Raw genomic sequence first — 19,969 nt, forward strand, 5'->3', positions numbered from 1 at the left:
TGTTTTATTTTTTCTTGTTCATTTTTTTGTAATCATAAAAAACATAGCCTGTTCCGTGAATATCTAGTAGTATTGCCCTATCTGGACACAATTTCAGTAAATAATAATTTTCATCATCTACAATTTTGTAATCATAAAATTTTACTGGAGATTTTGGAAATTTTATTTTTTGTGAATTATCAAACAAATCATCATCAATATTGATAAATATTTTGCTATTGTTAAATAATTCATTTGTACAAACTACTTTTGATTTATTAGTTCCAGTATTAAAAGTACATACAGTAGGCATATTGATGTATTTAACGTGTTTTCCATACTCAATAATTTCAATTACATCATATCCGTAAGAAAATGTGATTTTATCATGATACACCTGTGCTGATAGGGAAAAACTGTAGAATATTCCCACAAATAAAAATAACCTTTTCATGTTATCCTTATTTATTAGAATTAAATGCATCAAAGGGATTTTCAGAATTTTTCATAAAAACTGATCCCATACGTTTGTATTTCATTTCCTGACCTTTAACACAAACGGAATACATACCATTACCCAATTGTTCAGAAATTCTAAGAAAAACAACATCTTCCTCGTTACAATCATTCTCAACTGCAATATGTTTCCTCAAATCATTAATAGTAGCATTAACTCTTTTTAAACTGGATTGTAGTCTTTTTTCTGGCTTTGGTTCTTGATAATCTTTAGGTAAATCACATTTGTTGTTTTGCTCTACTTGTTGTGCAAAAGTAATTGTCGAAACAACTATCACTACTGCTGTTAAAAACTTTTTCATGATAGTATTATTGTTTAGTTAAATAAAATGCACCGACTGTCGAAGCATAAGGATAATTTACCCACTCGATTGTCGTAGAATTGATCTTTTTGAATTTGTATTCTGCATTTGTAGAGCCTGATTTAATCGTAAATTCATAAACTGTCTCTGAAATAGTTTCGGGAACACTGGAAGAAGCTCCTAAACTTGCTCCCTGTTCCAAAATGGATTTGTAACTTGTTTCTATGCTTCCTGCAATGGTATAAAAATCATCATTAGTGAACTTATACAATGTCGTTCCGTCTTTTTGCCATTTTCCCTGAATCCATGCGGGTGGATGAAAATACTGTGTTGTTACTGGATTGTTTGTTGCTTGTGTGTTGTCATCATCGTGATTTGAACAACCAATGAATGTTAGTGCTGTAAAAACTGTGAATAATAGTTTTTTCATAAGTGAATATTTTTACTCACTCAATCCCAAAAGTGAAAGGTTATAAAATGCAGAAAGCATGGGATCAACCATACTTGCTAGCAGAGGCTCTGACAAAGCCAAACGATACAAATAGGTATAACCCATGCCATATAGCACGAGTCATGAACTATTTATTTTGTATCGTTTTTTGAAACTGTCAGATTTCTGCTAACAAAATAAAAGCTATGCTTCTGTTTTTCGATAAAATTTGAATTGCAAAGATATAAATTTTTGCAATCTGTGCTTAATAAGCAAAAATTGTTCCTAAATATTTTTAAATAACTTATCCAACATCAGTTTTATATTCTTCAAATGTGGAATAATTTTTATGTTCTTTTCCTTTAACTCGAGCTAGCTTCGTTTTATCAATTCTACCTTGTATATAAAAAGATAATTCTTCAAATCTTTCAAGAGGAACATTGTAAATTGTTCTTGTAGGAGCAATTTTAAATTCTCTTTTCAATACAGCCCCAAACGCTCCATAATTCATTCCATCCTTCCCTACTTCATATTCTTTATATTCATTATATCGTTTTATTAAATGACCAATATAATTAGCTTTCGTGGTATCAAATCCTACACAACCTTCTGGATATTTTGCTTTTGGTGCTTTACCTGGTTTTTTAATTGTAATGTTATTATTGTCACCAATTACAGCATTACCAACTTTAGCATTAAAGTTTATAGAATTTTTATCTTGCTTATCTATATTTAATGGAGTAGTTACTAATTCAAATTTTCTTTTTAGAACATCAAAATTAGAAATATCCCCTTTAGTTATTTTAGAATGACATAAAGGACAAAGTAAAATTAAATTCTTAATTTCATTATTTGAGGGGTTTTCGTCAATATGATGGATCTCAAAATGCCCAACATCATCATTACTACAAAAAGGACAGAATGAATTTATCTCTTTTTGTAACTCAGCTCTCACTTTACTTTCCTTCGGGATTCTTTTTCTTACTTTTTTTTCTTCCATAATGTTTTTATAATCTAATTATTCATTAATAATTTAAATGAGGAAAATGCTTGTTTTACCAATTCATACAAAACTTGTGGTGTCCCCGTATCAACCCCCATATTAATTGCAATGGAAATAAGAGTAGATAAAAACACCCCGTACCAATCAAACTTCCCTAATCTTTCTGTAGCATCTACTAGATAATCCAATCTTTCTGTGATATACTGCATTTGTATTTCTGTAGGATTAATTGTTTCAACAATTGATTCCCTTAACACATTTGTTGAATTGGTAATATATTGAACTTGATGTATCGTGAATGGAGCATTGTCAAGTGCATTAGCATCTAACAAAGAGAAAATATTTTGTTCAAATTGAAAATTATTCCAATGATCGACTGAATCCATATCTTCAATAAATAGTGCAGCATGATTTTTTATCCAATTTTCAAAATGCTTAAATACTTCGGCTTTATCATGAACCTGTGCATTATTTGGTATAAATTCAGTTATACTAAGAATGGGTCTAAAGGCTGTGTATCTATATCTAAATTGTTCCCAACTGCTTGCTGGATTAAAAAAATGAAACCTCATCTCGGAATCAACAACCTTAACCTCTGTTATAGGGCTATTTTTTTCTTCAAAATCCGAAATAGTAAACCTGTTTGTATCTAAACTAAACTTTTCTTTAATAATCTGATAAACTTCGTTTTTATATTTTTTCAGCATTTGTTATAAATTACATGAAATACAAATTTATTAATTACGTTTAATATTTCATTGTTGATTGAAAAAAATATAAATTTCATGTCACAATAAATAGACAATTCATGATATTAATTATTTTAAGTTTATTTCTAGCTTTTATACTTGTAACAAGATCTATTGAAAGCGTTGTTACAGATGAAGTAACTTTAAAAAAAATTGATAATTTTCATATACAAATAAGAATATATGTTGAAAAATTTACCGCAACAACTTTCAGGACAGCATCTTCAGGAATAATAATCAATTCGTTAAGGGTTATTTTATTCTTTTTTGCTGTTATTTATATGGTTTCGATACTTATATTGGGTATAGCTATAAATGCAGGAAATACAAATACATCATTTATACTGCAAGAAATTTATTCCATGGCAGGAGCTGTATTTATTCTGTTATTTTTATCTAATGGATTTAAAACTGACTTTTCCACTTTTTATAAGAATACAAAAACTAATATTTTGAAGAAAATCAAAAATCCTTTAGTCTTGTTTCTAATAGTCTTATATTATTTTTTAATATTAGGTTTTTATTATATTTCATTTACCTTCTTAAAAAATTTCAACATACCCGAAAATGTTATCTTTGAAAAAATAATTGAAAATCAGACATACTTAATTTTACTTCTCTTACCAATACTGATAATTATAACTTTTATTATTATCGAATTAGTTGTATGGTCATTGTGTAGGTTTACAGCATTTCTTTCTTATCGAATTTTAAAATATCTTTTTGTTAAATCTCAAAAGCTAAACCCTGAAAAGCCATTAAAACCTTTATTATTAATAGTTCAAACAATTAGCTTGATAGCCCCTCCCATAATTGCTTTTACGAAAGAGCTTTTAAATTAAATACATTATTAACAAATCGGAATATCTTTTTTATTATCTCTAAAGTAATTGTATACTAATGTCTTTTTTAATATTCCATTTCCAAGCTCCAATACTTTTTTAGGAGTTATTTTACCACTGTCATTACAGTTCCAATTGCAGAGTATTTCTGAAATCAAATTTTTCTTTTCCTCAGTTTTTTGTCTTTTTTCTTCATTAAGAATTGGTAAAAACTTTAAAGTCTTCTCAATAGGAGTAAGAGTAACATCATTAAAGAAAAATCTTTTATTTTTTTTGCAGGGAGGCTTAAATTCATTTTGCTTATTATAAGCTTTAGTTACTATACTGTTAACTTCCTTATAATCCAACGGATTTAAAAGATTTCTCATATTGGCATTTGATACTATTTTGTGCAACAATTCTTTTGTCATATCAGGATTCAGAAATAATAAATTTTTAGCATATAATCCCAAGGTTCTTTCACGGTTTCCTGTTTTCACATTTTTAGGCATATAAGCAATTGTATATTCTACTTTATTTTTGCCACAATCATGGATACCATTATTATTATAATGAAACTCCATATTTTCAGTTACTTCTTCAAGATTATTATATTTTATTGTTATTTTTCCGTCACAGTGTATACCTAATAAAGATTTATCTTTATTGATAGTGTTACGGAAAAGTGGCTGTATAGATTTTTCCTGATTTTTAGAAATTTTACGGGGTATTGCATTTTCAAAATTTACTGGATTAATGTCAATTATAGTAGATGTGGGTTTATACACCGCATTGGGATCATAAGAAAGAACTGTCAATCTATCTATTGAATGTGCTTTTTCATCGATTGGGAGTTTTAATATTCTTCGAATATATTTACAAGCATCAAGATAATTAAACGGAGTAATTCCAGAAACTCTAACTGCTAGTCCAAATCCAGTATTAGAGACACTTTTCCAATAAGCTGCAATATATTGATTACTGTCTAATTGTTGCTTTAATACATCTGAAGCATCATTATCAATATCAAAAAATAAATAGCCTGTGGGATTTTTAGTGTTTTCACTTACCATTTTATTGTTATCATAATTAAAATGAAGTATTGCACTGGAAATTTGAGTTAATTTGATTTTTTTAAACTCAGATTTTTTCTCTTTAAATGTTCTTAGATTCTTAATAGTTACATTTTCAGGCTTATCATCTGATTTTACTAAGTCTATAAATTCTTTTAAATCTTTTACAGAATAAATAATGTCTCTAGATGTTACAGCTTTGCAAATATTTATAATTGTATTTGGTGTATTTTTAAAATGTTTATATTTCATAATGATTCATTTAAAATAAGGGCATAGCGATAGCTTATACAGTTTGTTTGCTATACTTTTTGAGGGTTTGTATTGTTTTAAAATTTTAGTTGATTTTTGGGCTATTATTTGAGATCCAAGCCAACAAATTGTAAGGAGAGTATTTTTTTGATTGACAGGTTATTAATAAGAGAACAGTTTTTAGATTTACGCCCCCACACTAATAAAAACAACTGTCAAAAAGAAGTTTAAGGATTTAGACGTGCTAAAACTTCATTTTTAGAGTAATAAACTCTTTTGCCAATTTTAGTATTTTTTAAAGTTCCGTCATTATTCCAATGAAAAAGTGTTGTTAGGCTAACATCTAATAATTTAGCTGTTTCTTCACGAGTATAAAACTCTTTCTGATCTTTTGGAGCTTGATCCTGTTGCATTTTTTCTAATACTTTGTAAACTATTTGCTCAAATTCCTGCATTAGTTCATCTTTTGAAATTGAAATTAATTGTATCATAATATTTATTTTTTTTTATTCTATTTCTAGTTCATACCAACAAAAAAAGAGACCTCAAAGGGTCTCCTATCTTGTATTTATTTATTTTGTTAATTTTCGGGCATAAAAAAAGACCTAGCTCTTTCGAGTTGGTCTATCTATCTTAATTTTTTGACATAATTATTTTTTGTCTGCTGTTTTGAGTGCTTATATTTTAAATTAAAATACAACTCAAAATCTGAGCTTGCGTAATACGTTTTTCACGAGGTGCAACCCCTCTTTAGTTTGTCAATCCTTACGACTTTTTGACTATTTACACTTAGCAATAAGACATAATTATCCTCTGTCTACTTGTTTTGAGATTTTACAGACTTAACGTCTTTCTCAAAAACTGAGCGACTCTGTTGCCGTTTTGCATGTGGTACGCCATGAGTGGATCAGTTAGTTCCTACAGAGATTTTAATTTTAAACATAGCTATTCTATGCCTACTGTCTTTGAGTATTCTCAAAAACTGAGTGACCAACACGTTTTTATTGAGGTGCAACCCCTCCCTAGTGGCTTGTTCTAGTTTGGATTTTTTAGCCATAGCATTTAAACAATGCTAAATAAATATAATTTTCCCATGCCTGCTATTTTGAGAACAAATATAAAATCATTATAATGTTTCAAAACAGAGTGACCGCACGTGTTTAATGAGGTGTATCCCCTCAATAGTTGCTAACTACTTTCGGTTTTAATAGCTTATGCTCAAAAAGTATAGACACAATTATTCCATGTCTCAAAAATGAGTGACTACTGCCATTTTTAAACAGGTGGCTCCCCTCAACAGTATTTCAACTGTAATAGATTTATACATTTCCTCAAATGAGCTGACTGTTGCCGTTTTTAAACAGGTGACACCCCTTATCACTATTTCAAGTGAAACAGAATTTTTAAATATAGTTATACACTTACTCGAAATTATTGAGTTTGCACCTAACTATTATCATAGAAAATTATTGAATAAAGAACGCTTATCTGATTATCATTTTAAATAACTGTTTTTTAAAATCAATCTTTTTTCAATATTCAATTAATATGCCAAAATTTTAACTTTTTAGATTTTTATGAAACATTTTTGTTAATATTGATGATTTCGGCTAACTGCTCCATGTTTCCATTCTCATAAAGCTCTTTCATCATCTGCATTTGATTTTTCAGTTCCTCAATCTGTTTTGCCTGTAAATCAACTTTTTGAAGTTTTTCGTTTCTTGCTTTGATGCTCTGCTGCCTTATCTGCTCATGTTCAAAGGTAGGTTTGAAATAAGTTTTAAAAACAGATTCATCAGTATGACCCGTGTATTGCCATATCTCCAATAAGTCCCACCCCTCAATATATCGGTTCGTACAAAAACTTCTCCTAGAATCATGAAAAGCCACTTTATCCGTAAAGTTGATTGTTTCAAAAACAACTCCTTCGTTAGTTGGACGTTCACGAGTTATTACTTTTTCATTAAAATAGGGAATCTCTTTAAACAGTTCTTTCAGGTATTCGTTTGTATTTTGATTCGATATAGCAATGCTCTTAATATCATTATCATATTTGTTCAAAATTTCTCCTGCATACCCAAAAATCGGAAAGTTCACCGTTTTGTACTTGTCAACACGAGAACCTTTATTTAATAATATGCTTATATTTCCTGAACTTTCGTCTATATGCCCATTCTCAATTCGTGTTATATCTCCGAATCGGAGTGAAGCATGACAGCCTAAAACAAACAAATCTCTTATTCTTTCCAATCTTTTTAAGCCTGAAAAATCATGTTCATACAATATTTTGATTTCTGGTTCTGTCAATACTGTATGGAAACTCGGAGGTACTTTAACGCTATACTCTTCTTGTAAATAACTCCTATTGTTTGTATAGCCTTTCTCAAATGCACGTTTTAGCACTTGTGACAATCTTTTGATTCGTGTTTTGAGCGTACTCAATTCCTTTACCTTTTCTGTATCAAGTAGCCAATTTTGAAACTCTAAACACTGTGTTTCATCAAATTTGTCTATGTCCAAAAAAATACTGTTATCAGTAGCAAAATCTTTTAAATCTCGGTACATCACATTAAATGATGATACATAACTTTTATGCAGGGGTTTTTGTCCAGACGAAACAGCACGTTTGTTTCTTAATTCAAGTAATTTTATAAACTCTTGAAAAACATCATCAAAAGATTTTTTACTTTTTTGTACCGTATTGAGCTCTTTCCCCTCTACAGCATTATCAACAATCGTTTTTAGTTCTTTCTTTGTTGGCACACGATTGTAATGCTCATTGAAATTTTTGTGAGCATCTACAATAGAAATTTTAAACCTGCTTAACTTTTGGTTGATTTCTCTTTTATCAGTTCCTGAAGTGACTGTTTTCGTCTCACTGTCCCAACTGCTCGGAATAGTTTTTAAACCTGTAGTAAAATCTGCCTGCAAACCTTTAAATGAATATCTACCCATTATTCGGGAAATTTCCGCTTTTGGTTCTTTCAGTCTGAAATTTACGCTTCCTGTTTCGTTGTTATATTGTGCCATAAAATAAAAATATCTGCATAACAAATATACGAATATTTCAAGTTTGGTCACTATTTTGGTCACTGTAAATTTTGAATGTATTTAAATTCATTTGCATTCAATAAAATTTAATCACCTATTAATCAGCAATACAAGCTATAAAATTTATTTAACAAAATATAAACAAATGCAAAGTGTTATATCCTGTGGGTCTACATAAAACCTTATTAATCGATTGATTTTCAAGGTTTTTTATTTTTTTACTCCCGAGTTTTTTCCCGACTTGAAATATTTTAACCTATTTGAACGTATCTTAATCCAATTGCATTTTAACCACGGAAATAATGTCCGTCACTTTCAAAATAATCGAACATTATGCTCCGTACGGTTGCTACCGAATCAATCACAATCCAATTAGGAATATTAGACGTATCATCTTCATATAAATATTGTACAAAATCTTCATCACTGGAAATCTCATAATAATATTTAAAGGACTTTTATGAAGAGATTAATAAAATAATTTTAATACGACATGATTTGACGTACTTCACAAATACTTTTGTTTCAATATAAAACAAGTAGTTCTTAAATCCACGAAACCGTGATAAAAATCATACTAAATCACTTTAACATGAAACAAATAGCGTGTTAAAAAAAAGTTAAATTTGCAAAAAATCAAACTAATACTAACTAAAAAAACAAAAGGATGAAAAAGCTTTATCTCTGTGCATGTACTTTATGCACAATATTTAGCATGTCTGCTCAGCAAGTTGCTTGGCAAAAAGATATTAAATCTTCCACACAAGATTTTATGAGCCAAGTGACTACTACAATAGATCAACAGTATCTTATCACAGGAAGCTCAATACAGAGTAACAAACTTCAGCAGGGAAACAAACAAAACAATGGCTACGATTTCCATCTGGTAAAACTCAATCAACAGGGCGAAGAAGTCTGGGAAAAATATTTCTCAGGGCAAAACCACGATTATTTATCAGCAACAGTATCTACTCAAGATGGTGGATTTCTATTAGCAGGAACCTCTTATTCAGGAAAAGGACTCGATAAAAAAGAGGATTCCAAAGGCGGATCAGACATTTGGCTCATCAGGATCAACGAATACGGAGATGAGCTATGGCAGAAAACGTTGGGAACATCTTCTGAAGAAGAAGCAAAAGCAGTCATTCAAACTACTGATCTAGGTTTTATTATAGCTGGAAATGTACAAAACTCATCCAAAGGCTATGGTTCTAAAGATGTATGGATCATCAGGCTGGATAAAGATGGGAAAGAATTATCCCAACTTATCTTAGGAGGAAAAGGTCTTGATGAAGTTGAAAAAATGATACCAACGAAAGACGGCGGAGCACTGCTTGGAATTTATTCCAGGAGTTCCGAGGTTCGTGATTCAGGAGTAAGAAATCCAGAGACCAAACTTCCGACCGGTCAATCTGCCAACCGAAATTTATCATCTGTAACCTCTACAGCCATTAGCCAGTTGCCAAAAGCCAGCATCAACTTCGGTGAAGGCGACTATTGGATCGTCAAATTAGACAAAAACGGAAAAGTAGAATGGGAAAAAAATTTTGGAGGTAAAGGAGACGACCATGTAAGAACGTTGGCTTTAACAGCAAATGGTTACATCATCGGTGGAGAATCTAGATCTGAAAGATCAGGAAATAAGACTGTAGGAATTGAAGAAGGGACTGACCTTTGGCTGATTGCCCTTAACGAAAAAAGTGATGAACAGTGGCAAAAATCCTACAATTTCAAAAACCGTGATATTTTGATGAGTATGAATGCTATTCAAGGACTTGAGCAAACTAAGGGAATCTTATTAGGCGGTTATACTCAGGCAGAAGGAAGAATACAAGAGAATGATGAAACCTTCTGGATGTTGTATTTAGATAACAACGGTAATGAACAATGGAGAAAACATGTCAAAGGAGAATTTAGAAAGAGAGAGGAAAGATTATCTGACCTAAAACTAAACAGAGATGGCTCTATTATTCTCGCAGGAACAAGTGCTGAGGAACTAGGAAAAGAAAACTGGAAGATTGTAAAGCTAGGTGACAAACAAGTAAATGATCTGATTGAAAAATATGATATTAGGATCTATCCGAATCCTGTATCAGATTATACTTACGTAGAAGTCGGTTTTGATTTCAAAGAAGCAGACATTATGCTGTATGATATGAGTGGAAGACAGCTTCAGAATTTGAAAACCAAAAACAAAGTTACCAAGATAAATACTCAGTCCTTAGTTCAAGGTGCTTACTTAGTGACTATAAAAACTGATAACAACAAAACAGCGAATGTGAAGCTGATAAAGAAATAAAACTGTATTATGAAAAATTATATTTGCATCCTACTACTATTCATAAATAATCTCCTTTATTCTCAAGATAAGAGTATTAGTAGTTACGCTTTAATTAAAGGTGTAGAAACCAATAATAAATTATACTCAGGATTAGTTAATGTTTCCGTTCCTCTTTATCAAATCGGTCTTGGAAATGAATTAACATTAGCAAGTAACCTTACATATGAGTCTAATGGTTTCAGGCCACATATAGAACCCGATATTGTAGGTCTTAATTGGAATGTTAATTTATTTGGCAAAATTACACGAGAAACAAATAGACCTTTAACTAGAAAATATTCATTGTATTATAACCAAGTAAATGGTAATGAACAAGATTGTTTTAAACCTAGTTCTTTTTCTTTTACAAAGAAAATGTTATTAGAAAATCCGACAAGCACTTCTAATGAATACTTTACATGGATGACAGATAAATATTATTTTGACTTTTTAAATTATAAGGGATATTTTGTTATCGATCATAATGGAAAAACTATTGTTGTTTGTGAAAATGCTAACCTGACTGTAGATATAAATAATCTTGGCTGTCAGCCTCTTTTTGAAGAGATTACATTTTCTGAAATTACATTTAAGGATGATAAGGGTAACATATTTATTTTTGGAGGATCACCTAATGAATTAGAAATTAACTATCATCAGTTAAATGTTGATAATTCTGAATACGCTACCCCAAGCGTGTATAATACCTCTGTAAAAAGGAATATAAGAACAAATTATATTGTTGGATGGAATTTAAAAAAAATAATCCTATATAACGGAAGAATAATAAATGCTACATACAAAAATAGTAACAAAAGTATTTTAAATAGTTTTATTAATGAAGGGAAAAATGTCACTGCTAATTTTATGATTTCATTTCCAGACAAGCAAGCTTTAAAAAGTAATAATTTATTTATCGGTAGACAGATAAATACTGTTTCAACTACATCAATACGCTCCGTAAATGACGGAACTATTGGTGATATAGTTTCATCCGAAAAAAGTACGGAAACTGTATATTCTAAACAATGTATATTAGAAAATATTAATATTAGTGATGTTGGAAAATTGAATTTTGAGTATGATGAAACAACAAATCCCTTAGAACTTACAAAGGTTTATTTAAAAAAAATAACAGTCTTTGATACTAATAATTTGCTCGTAAAAAATATCTCTTTATCTTATGATAATCTAGGTGGAACTTACAAGAGAACTTTTTTAAAAAAGGTTTCCAATGAAAAAGATGAGGAATATGTTTTTGACTATTATAAAACAAATGATTTTCCACAATATAATTCCGCAAGCAAGAATACAATGGGTTTCTGGAATGGTAAAATGAACTATAATGATCCTGAAAATCCAGATAAAGAAATATTCAAAACAGGTTTATTAAAAAGAATATTACTTCCTACACGAGGATACAAAGAATTTTTTTACGAACCCCACAAGTATTCCATGATTTATAAAGAGAACAATGTTGTTGAAAATGTCGCTGAAAACAAGTATTATGGAGCAAGATTATACAAAGAAATTATTAATGATGGAATCAATGCATATACTAAAAATTATAAATATATAGATATTTCAAATAAGTCAACAGGAATTTTAGACCAGGGAGTTTATTTAAAACCTACGCCTGTTGTTTTTATGAACCCAAATGGTTTGATCACTTATAGTGGGGCTATGACCTCATCTTCAGAAAACCTTTCCCCGAATATGTATAGTTCTGACTTAATACATTATACAGAAGTTCAGGAAATTGATGAAAAAGGAATAAGAAAATATTTTTTTACTAACAGAAAAACTAATCCAGACGAAGCTAAATCTTTATATTTTAAGAATCCTAATTTTCATGGAATAACTAATCTAGGAGCGGCAAAATTATTATCGAAAGAAAACGAAAGAGGAAAACCAACGAAAGTAGAATTAATAGATGTTAATGGTGTTCTTAAAAGTATTACAGAATATAAATACAAAAATTTTCTAAATAATGTTGAGCCTCTAAGTGAACCAACAAGTAATTGCTCAAATTGTAAAATTACAGATAATAATTATTATGTATCTACAGAAGGTTTACCATCTGCCGAAGGAAGAAGAATGTATATTCCTGTTCTTCCATACTTGCCCGAGAATATCATCACAACAGAATACTTTGGAAATAAGAGTATTACAAGAAATTTTAAAAAAACTTATAATGATAAATATTTGTACTGGCATCCTTTTCCTATCGAAACCAAGGAGATTTTGACAGATGGAAGTGAAATCGCAAAAAATATATATTATCCAGGAGATGCGTTAAGATTAAATGATGCTTGCGTTATAGGTAATTGCAATGATTTTGATTATGCTGCCGGTAAATATGCTACTTATAAAAATATGCTAAACGACAATATCATAAAACCTGTAATGACAATAGAAAAAAATAAAACAGGTAAAAGTAGTCTAACGGAAAATATTTATACTAAAAATGCCAATACTTCAAATACTTGGAAAATCGGAACAACAAGAAATTCTCTTTTAAACGCTGATTTTTCTTCTATCTCAAATGTACAGACGGAAGATCAAATGTATTATCAACTCTATGATGATAAAGGAAATCTATTACAAAATAAAGCAAAACAAGATATTCCTACTACAACAATATGGGGATATCACCAGACTTTACCTATTGCTCAGATACAGGGAATTACCTACACAGATTTAATGCAAATATTTGGACTTTCTGCAAGCCCAACAGCATATTTGAACTTAGATATAGTAAAAAAGTCTGATATCGACAAAGATACAAACTCAGAGCAAACATTAATTAATGCATTGGAGACTTTTAGGAAAAATCCAGCTTTACAAGATTACCCAATAACGACATCTACCTATAATCCGTTAGTAGGTATTACAAGTAAAATGTCTTCTTCAGGGATAAGAGAGAATTATATATACGACACAAAAAACAGACTGGATAAAATCACTAACATATCAGGAGAAATCCTTAAAGATTTTAATTACAACTATGCTTCCCCTTATACGTATCCAACCGTATATTATAATACAGAAAAAACTAAAACATTTACAAGAAATAATTGTGGACAAGGTTTTGCAGGTGGTCCTTATACTTATACAGTTCCTGCTGAAACTTACTCTTCCCTCATTAGCCAAGATGATGCTGAACAACAAGCAGTCTTGGACATTAATTCAACAGGGCAATATTTAGCCAATCAAAATGCAATATGTATAGCTTCACAATGTAATTTTGTAACATTCAATTCATTAGTACTTACTAACACTCCTGTAATCTATAATGAAGGAAACACGGTGAAGTTCAAAGCTTATATCGCTACACAAGGTTTAAATCCAACATTTTTTAATATTCCTCGCTCATTAGGATATATTGAAGGGGATTGTAAACGATCTAAAACCGCGTTAGTCTTTACTTTTGATGAACTCCCAGGTGGACCTTTTGGAACTACTCCAGCAAATCGTACATGGGAAATCAGAGTTGACAATGGCGGAAACGTATCTGCAAAATTAATATCTGGAACGATAACACCTGGCAGATATAACTACCTGAATTTCACCTTCCAATTTCAAAAAAGCGAATAAGTAATGAAAAAATCAATCATAGCTATAGGATTACTTCTTATATCAATAAATATGAGGGCTCAACTATCTACTACAGAAAATTATATACAGACACGCACTTACTTAGAGCCTGTAACTCAACCTAATGACAATACTAAAAAAGTTCATATAGTAGAGTACTTTGATGGTCTGGGAAGACCCAAACAAGTTGTTAATGTAAAAGCATCCCCTTTAGGCAAGGACGTTGTAACCCATATCGAATATGACCAGTTTGGAAGACTGTCCAAAGAATTCCTTCCCGTTCCTCAAGGCAACTCTTTAAACGGAGCTATTGTTCCTGATCCATTAAATAACCTAAGTAGCACTCCTTACGGGGCAGAAAAAATTTATGCAGAAAAAGTTTTTGAAAATTCTCCTTTAAATAGAATTCAAAAACAGATTCAGGTAGGAAAAGATTGGGCAAATAAACCAATAAAATTCGCATATGAAGCCAACGAAGCTAATGAAGTTTACAAATACACTATAAGTACTGTTTGGGAGAATGGAACAACTAAAAGTGAGGTAAGTCTATCTACGGCCGAGACTTATGCTCCTGGTACTTTGTATAAAAACATTTTGACTGATGAAGATGGAAATCAAACTGTAGAATTCACGAATACAGAAGGGCAAACCTTACTGCTAAGAAAAATTATGGACTCTACTACCTATGTAGACACTTATTATGTTTATAATGAATATGGCCAACTGGCATTCGTTATACCACCTAATGCCGTTCATCAAGCAATCACCGAGATCCTTCTCAATAATCTATGTTATCAGTATCGTTATGATAATAAGGGCAGACTTGTTGAAAAGAAACTTCCTGGTAAAGGGTGGGAATATATGATCTATGACAAACAGGATAGAGTTGTTTTATCCCAGGATGAATCACTAGGCAGTACAACTAATAATTTCTCAAAAAAAGGATGGCTTTTTACAAAATATGACATATTTGGTAGAGTTGCATATACTGGTTTCTTTACAAATACAGCAAGTAGAATCGTTATGCAAACTGCCATTAATAATATGACTGCAAATCCAGGAAATAATGAGTCCAGAAGTACCACTCCTTTTTCACAAAATGGTTTAGACATTTATTATACAAAGAGTGCATTTCCTACAGGAAGTATGACCGTACTCAGTGTTAATTATTATGATACTTACCCAATAGGAGCCCCCACTATTCCGACCAATATTTTGGGGCAAAGTGTGCTTTCTGACCTACAGAATTCCTCTATAAATACCCAATCCATGGCAGTTGCAACTTATATTAAAAATATTGATGATGACAACTGGACAAAGAATTATACATGGTATGACTCAAAAGGAAGAAACATAGGTTCTCATTCTATCAATCATTTAGGCGGCTCTACCAGAAGTGAATTCTTATTGGACTTTTCAGGGATTGTTAAAGAATCATATGTTTATCACAAAAGAACCGCTAATACTGAAGAAGTTAAAATAAAAGAAACTTTTGAATATGATTACCAAAATAGGCTTATCACTCATAAACATAAAGTTAATAATTATGTAGAGGAACCGTTGGCTATACTAAGCTACAATGAATTAGGACAATTGGTAAAAAAGGATACAGGACGCGAAGATTCAGATTATTACATCCCTTTACAATCAATTGATTATAAATATAATATAAGAGGTTGGCTAACAGACATTAATGATCCTGATAACTTGGGAGATGATTTTTTTGCAATGAGATTAAAATATCAAAATCCACAAGACAGCCAATACGGTGCAGCAAAATATAATGGAAATATTTCAGAAGTAGATTGGAAAACCGCAAATGATAAGATACACAGAAGGTATGCTTACAATTATGACTCCGTGAACAGGCTTACAAAGGGGACTTTTTTAACACCTTATCTAACTTCCAATTCCCAGAATCATTTTTACGATGAAGAAATCAGTTATGATCTTAACGGGAATGTCAAAACTCTAAACAGGTTCCAGGCACCACCTCCAGGTTCGTCAACAGCCATGCAAATTGATGAACTTGTGTATGACTATGAGATTCCCAATTTGTCAAATAAATTAACAAAAGTTACTGACAACAGAAATAATCTCTCAGGTTATCCAATTGGAGGTAGTACGTTTACCTATGATATAAACGGGAATATGACCAGCCAAAAAGATAAAGGCATTTCATCTATAGTATATAACTATTTGAACTTACCCAAACAAATTATAGCTACGCAAGGAAATACTTCCTACCTTTATAGCGCAGATGGTACAAAACTGAAAAAGACTTTTGGAAATAAAATAACTGAATACCTGGATGGCTTCCAATATGAAAATGGAGTTTTAAAATTAATACCTACAGCTGAAGGCGCCTATAATTTTGAAAGAATTCAGTATTTATATGATTATAAAGATCACCTGGGGAATATTAGATTTACTTATAGTGTTCTCGATGGTGGTGGAAAATGGTATATAAAAGAAAACAATTACTACCCTTTTGGTTTATTACATCAAGGATATAATGAATATGATAACCTCAAAGAATTTAATATACCTTATAATTACAAGTACAACGGCAAAGAGCTACAAGAAACAGGTATGTATGACTATGGAGCAAGAATGTATATGCCGGATATCGGGAGATGGGGAGTAATTGATCCTCTTGCCGAAAAAATGAGAAGATACTCTCCCTATAACTATGCATTCAATAATCCGATAGGATTTATAGATCCTGATGGAAGAGCACCTGATGGTTGGGGATTAAAAGGGAATCAATGGGAATGGCATGACAAAGTGACAAAAGACAATTATCAATCAATGGGATATAGTAATTTTTCTGACGGATATACAAATAATGAATATCAAAGTGCTAGTGGTTCAAAAGTTACTTTAGGACCTGGTGGACCAGGAGATTGGTCTGAAACTAAAATTTATAATGAAGGCAAAGATCATACATACGGTACATATTATGGTAAATGGTTCTCTAAAATGAATGGAAATGTTTCATCATTTACATCTTCATCATTTGACTTCACAGCAATTGACTATAATGCAGGTTTGAAAAATTTTAATTTTGAGGGTTTAGATGCAAATCTTAATGTAAAACTGATGAATGTAAAAGGTGGACTTTCTATGCCATATCTAATCGGTAACAACTCAAATCTTCAAGGTTATTTAGAAGGAACTGTTGGAGAGGCAAAATTGAGTTTCACAACAAGTACCTTAGCTTTTTCTTTGGGGGCAAAAGGACTAACGGGTTTTGTAGGAGCTAACATGCAGAGTGACCAATATGGATGGTCAGCTGATATTGGTGCAATTGGTGCATTCGCTGAATTTGAAGGAAATTGGAGTGCTACTTCTCCTGGAGGTCGATGGGGAGCGGACATAACAGGTTCTATCCCAGTTGGAGCAGTAGGTGCAAAAGGTGGTGCATCTTATCTTTACAACCCTAAAAATAATAGCTTTTCTGTAGGTGTTTCAGGAAAGGTAGCAGATGGCCTAGGCTTGGGTGCTGATATAAAGCTTACTTTCCCCAATCCTTTCTCTTATTAATTTTTAATATACAATCTTATGAATACAATCTTACAAATAATACTTCTTATCATTATATTTTCAAATTCAATATTTTTAATGTTGGGAAAAAATATATTGTCCTTTAAAATATTTAAATTAAGTTGGATTATTGCATTAATAGATATTTTAGTAATATTACTCTTCTTTGAACTAAAGCAATCAATTATCCTTTATATCACATTTACATCAATTATTGTTGTATTTACTTTAGGACTAAGGAGCTTTGTAAATAATTATAATACCAATACGTTAGGAAATCATGATAATAGAAAACGATTTGTTAATTTCTTCGCATATTTTTTACTCTTCTTTTTGGTTATGCTCACAATTGGCGTTATGAAAAACCTTTTATTTGACTCCCCTTTAGAGTAAAGTAATATACATCTGATAATTCAAACTTCAATAATTTTGGAAATTATTTACCAAAGCAAGGAATACAACATATCCACCGTTTAGTAAATCTACATCATTATAGATCTTAAATGAAATACTTGGACAGGAACTCTTTTTGAGAATAAAATTTTATAAGGATACTATAAAGAATTAAGAACTAGGAATCAATCCATAATTAAACGATGCTTATTTCTAATAAGTAAAATCAACAAAAAGCCACTGCAATTGCGGTGGCTTCTATTTATAATACAAAAATAGTTAATGCTTATTAGAAGAACGCAAGATAAAATATATTCTTTATCGAAAACCATAATGCTGTATATTTTTGTAAGGAGAATACTTCTGAATCATACTCTGATTCATTTATTTGCTCTGCAATTTCGTAAATCTTGGGAGATAAAAAACTTTCCCCTATCAATCCCAATCTCTCAAACAGTTCACGGTGTTCGTAATCTTGAAAAATAAATTCAGGGGCGGATTCATCAGAATGCAGTTCATACATTGCTTCCAGTAGTTCGTCATAGCTCGAATAATCTCCGAGATTAAACCAAAAACAGAAACAGCAGTCAAAAACAAAAAATCTCTAATGGAGGTAGTTGAAAAAAAAGGTATCTACCTATATAGGTGTAAGCTTACGGTAGGTATTGTCACGATGCCTATTCAAAAATGTATAGATTGGGTATAGAATTTTATAAAGATGTTATACTGATGATAATTAGCAAACCAGGAAACAGTCATGTAGCAACTCATCTATTTTATTTACAATAATATTAAATAATGAACTTCCAGAGCACAATATCAAAGAAAATGATATAGTTTTATTTGCATCTGTTGGGACAGGTATGAATATTAATGCTTTAGTATATAAATTTTAGTAGATATCAATAATGAGAACACACAATTACAGTGAGAAAGGTAATTATTCAGACAAAAAAGCAGATAAAATAAATTATCTGCTTGTATCACTATTGAAGATTATTAATCCTCAGAGATTAAACTACTTTTACGTTAACTGCGTTAACGCCTTTTGCTCCGTTTTGTAAATCGAATGTTACGACATCATTTTCACGAATATTATCTACTAAACCTGAAGTATGTACGAAAACATCTTGCCCACCTGTTGATGGTGTAATAAAACCAAATCCTTTGGCATCGTTAAAGAATTTTACTGTTCCTTGTTGCATTGTAATGTATTATAAAATTATTGTATTACTGATAAATTGTTTTGGCTATTGCCATTACTGTCTTGATAATTACATCAAAACAATAATAAATCGATTTGTAAGCAAGAAATGATGTTGATGTTTTTTAGAATCTTGAAAATATTCAAGTTGAAAAAAGATACTGCATCTGTTATATTGATGACAAAAATTAGCGGCTGTAAAAGCGAAAACTGATAGAAAGAGTAAACTCAAAAGTTTCAGAAGAAGCGTTGGCAGGAGCCTGATTATTTTACAAATATACACATAATTTATTGAAAACAAGCACTTTTTATTTATTCACCCATACTAATCAGCATAAAGTTAAAATGTATTTTGATGATTTTAATTGGGGTAAATAGTAAAGTCTTATATACCTATTTCACCTATCCGCAGGTAAAACCATTATCATACCTGAAACAGCACAATCCGTTTACCATAGTTTCCCGAAATATTGATTTAGGATTGATTCTGGCGTTCCAAACGCTTTATTTTCTCCTGAAGTGATTGAATCTTTTGTTCCGGGGTTTGCATAGATTTACTTTGTGAATGGTTATCTATATCAAAGTTACCATATTTTCTCCGCCATTCGGTGATAGTACTATGACCTTGGATCTCATACTTGCGCATTGCGGCCCGATTATTTTCCACTTCTTGTACGACAGCTAGTTTAAAGGATAAGCTATAATCTTTTTGACTCCGTTTTACATACTGATT

At 31.0% G+C, this 19,969-nt stretch carries 14 protein-coding genes; 5 read left to right on the plus strand and 9 right to left on the minus strand.

Translation table 11 applies throughout. The features are described from left to right. Positions 1 to 4 precede the first annotated feature (4 nt). The 5 genes from AC4IF5_RS11170 to AC4IF5_RS11190 all read right to left on the minus strand — a co-directional run bounded on the left by AC4IF5_RS11170 (position 5) and on the right by AC4IF5_RS11190 (position 2,937). Positions 5 to 433 (minus strand): hypothetical protein, encoded by a 429-nt coding sequence (locus AC4IF5_RS11170; protein ID WP_490734498.1) that lies wholly within the window; start codon positions 431 to 433, stop codon positions 5 to 7. A 7-nt stretch (positions 434 to 440) separates the two neighbouring features. Beyond that, complete coding sequence (locus tag AC4IF5_RS11175; RefSeq protein ID WP_490734500.1) at positions 441 to 797, minus strand: hypothetical protein; 357 nt, start codon at positions 795 to 797, stop codon at positions 441 to 443. 7 nt (positions 798 to 804) lie between these two features. Continuing rightward, positions 805 to 1,227: a hypothetical protein gene (locus AC4IF5_RS11180; RefSeq protein ID WP_490734502.1), complete on the minus strand. Its 423-nt coding sequence runs from the start codon at positions 1,225 to 1,227 to the stop codon at positions 805 to 807. A 304-nt stretch (positions 1,228 to 1,531) separates the two neighbouring features. Beyond that, positions 1,532 to 2,227 (minus strand): HNH endonuclease, encoded by a 696-nt coding sequence (locus AC4IF5_RS11185; RefSeq protein ID WP_490734504.1) that lies wholly within the window; start codon positions 2,225 to 2,227, stop codon positions 1,532 to 1,534. Between the two features lie 14 nt (positions 2,228 to 2,241). After that, a complete protein-coding gene (locus tag AC4IF5_RS11190; RefSeq protein ID WP_490734506.1) occupies positions 2,242 to 2,937 on the minus strand; it encodes a hypothetical protein in 696 nt (231 codons plus the stop codon). Positions 2,938 to 3,038: 101 nt separating this feature from the next. On the opposite strand from AC4IF5_RS11190, the gene AC4IF5_RS11195 reads away from it, so the two are divergent. Next, positions 3,039 to 3,821, plus strand: a complete 783-nt coding sequence (locus tag AC4IF5_RS11195) for a hypothetical protein (RefSeq protein ID WP_490734508.1) — start codon at positions 3,039 to 3,041, stop codon at positions 3,819 to 3,821. A gap of 8 nt (positions 3,822 to 3,829) precedes the next feature. On the opposite strand, the gene AC4IF5_RS11200 is transcribed toward AC4IF5_RS11195, so the two are convergent. From AC4IF5_RS11200 to AC4IF5_RS11210, 3 genes are all read right to left on the minus strand, one after another. Next, positions 3,830 to 5,125, minus strand: a complete 1,296-nt coding sequence (locus AC4IF5_RS11200; protein ID WP_490734510.1) for a BT4734/BF3469 family protein — start codon at positions 5,123 to 5,125, stop codon at positions 3,830 to 3,832. Positions 5,126 to 5,352: 227 nt separating this feature from the next. Then, positions 5,353 to 5,616: a helix-turn-helix domain-containing protein gene (locus AC4IF5_RS11205; RefSeq protein ID WP_490734512.1), complete on the minus strand. Its 264-nt coding sequence runs from the start codon at positions 5,614 to 5,616 to the stop codon at positions 5,353 to 5,355. A gap of 1,084 nt (positions 5,617 to 6,700) precedes the next feature. After that, positions 6,701 to 8,155 (minus strand): tyrosine-type recombinase/integrase, encoded by a 1,455-nt coding sequence (locus tag AC4IF5_RS11210; RefSeq protein ID WP_490734513.1) that lies wholly within the window; start codon positions 8,153 to 8,155, stop codon positions 6,701 to 6,703. 736 nt (positions 8,156 to 8,891) lie between these two features. Between AC4IF5_RS11210 and AC4IF5_RS11215 the strand changes: the two genes are divergently transcribed. The 3 genes from AC4IF5_RS11215 to AC4IF5_RS11225 are packed head-to-tail and all read left to right on the plus strand — an operon-like array spanning position 8,892 to position 17,639. After that, positions 8,892 to 10,475 carry a T9SS type A sorting domain-containing protein gene (locus tag AC4IF5_RS11215; protein ID WP_490734514.1) on the plus strand — a complete coding sequence of 528 codons (1,584 nt, stop codon included), beginning with the start codon at positions 8,892 to 8,894 and terminating at the stop codon, positions 10,473 to 10,475. Between the two features lie 9 nt (positions 10,476 to 10,484). Continuing rightward, a complete protein-coding gene (locus AC4IF5_RS11220; protein WP_490734515.1) occupies positions 10,485 to 14,093 on the plus strand; it encodes a DUF5977 domain-containing protein in 3,609 nt (1,202 codons plus the stop codon). 3 nt (positions 14,094 to 14,096) lie between these two features. Then, positions 14,097 to 17,639 carry a DUF6443 domain-containing protein gene (locus AC4IF5_RS11225; RefSeq protein ID WP_490734516.1) on the plus strand — a complete coding sequence of 1,181 codons (3,543 nt, stop codon included), beginning with the start codon at positions 14,097 to 14,099 and terminating at the stop codon, positions 17,637 to 17,639. A 1,406-nt stretch (positions 17,640 to 19,045) separates the two neighbouring features. On the opposite strand, the gene AC4IF5_RS11230 is transcribed toward AC4IF5_RS11225, so the two are convergent. After that, positions 19,046 to 19,237: a cold-shock protein gene (locus AC4IF5_RS11230; protein WP_490734517.1), complete on the minus strand. Its 192-nt coding sequence runs from the start codon at positions 19,235 to 19,237 to the stop codon at positions 19,046 to 19,048. 354 nt (positions 19,238 to 19,591) lie between these two features. Here AC4IF5_RS11230 and AC4IF5_RS11235 point away from each other — a divergent pair, with 354 nt between their 5' ends. Next, a complete protein-coding gene (locus AC4IF5_RS11235; RefSeq protein ID WP_490734521.1) occupies positions 19,592 to 19,759 on the plus strand; it encodes a hypothetical protein in 168 nt (55 codons plus the stop codon). The last annotated feature ends 210 nt before the right edge of the window (positions 19,760 to 19,969 follow it).

Source organism: Chryseobacterium sp. UF-290, assembly GCF_058245615.1.

Excerpts from the sequence above, each read along its gene's own strand:
- AC4IF5_RS11170 (WP_490734498.1), bottom strand. The coding sequence starts at position 433 with ATGAAAAGGTTATTTTTATTTGTGGGAATATTCTACAGTTTTTCCCTA.
- AC4IF5_RS11175 (WP_490734500.1), bottom strand. The coding sequence starts at position 797 with ATGAAAAAGTTTTTAACAGCAGTAGTGATAGTTGTTTCGACAATTACT.
- AC4IF5_RS11180 (WP_490734502.1), bottom strand. The coding sequence starts at position 1,227 with ATGAAAAAACTATTATTCACAGTTTTTACAGCACTAACATTCATTGGT.
- AC4IF5_RS11185 (WP_490734504.1), bottom strand. The coding sequence starts at position 2,227 with ATGGAAGAAAAAAAAGTAAGAAAAAGAATCCCGAAGGAAAGTAAAGTG.
- AC4IF5_RS11190 (WP_490734506.1), bottom strand. The coding sequence starts at position 2,937 with ATGCTGAAAAAATATAAAAACGAAGTTTATCAGATTATTAAAGAAAAG.
- AC4IF5_RS11195 (WP_490734508.1), top strand. The coding sequence starts at position 3,039 with ATGATATTAATTATTTTAAGTTTATTTCTAGCTTTTATACTTGTAACA.
- AC4IF5_RS11200 (WP_490734510.1), bottom strand. The coding sequence starts at position 5,125 with ATGAAATATAAACATTTTAAAAATACACCAAATACAATTATAAATATT.
- AC4IF5_RS11205 (WP_490734512.1), bottom strand. The coding sequence starts at position 5,616 with ATGATACAATTAATTTCAATTTCAAAAGATGAACTAATGCAGGAATTT.
- AC4IF5_RS11210 (WP_490734513.1), bottom strand. The coding sequence starts at position 8,155 with ATGGCACAATATAACAACGAAACAGGAAGCGTAAATTTCAGACTGAAA.
- AC4IF5_RS11215 (WP_490734514.1), top strand. The coding sequence starts at position 8,892 with ATGTCTGCTCAGCAAGTTGCTTGGCAAAAAGATATTAAATCTTCCACA.
- AC4IF5_RS11220 (WP_490734515.1), top strand. The coding sequence starts at position 10,485 with ATGAAAAATTATATTTGCATCCTACTACTATTCATAAATAATCTCCTT.
- AC4IF5_RS11225 (WP_490734516.1), top strand. The coding sequence starts at position 14,097 with ATGAAAAAATCAATCATAGCTATAGGATTACTTCTTATATCAATAAAT.
- AC4IF5_RS11230 (WP_490734517.1), bottom strand. The coding sequence starts at position 19,237 with ATGCAACAAGGAACAGTAAAATTCTTTAACGATGCCAAAGGATTTGGT.
- AC4IF5_RS11235 (WP_490734521.1), top strand. The coding sequence starts at position 19,592 with ATGATTTTAATTGGGGTAAATAGTAAAGTCTTATATACCTATTTCACC.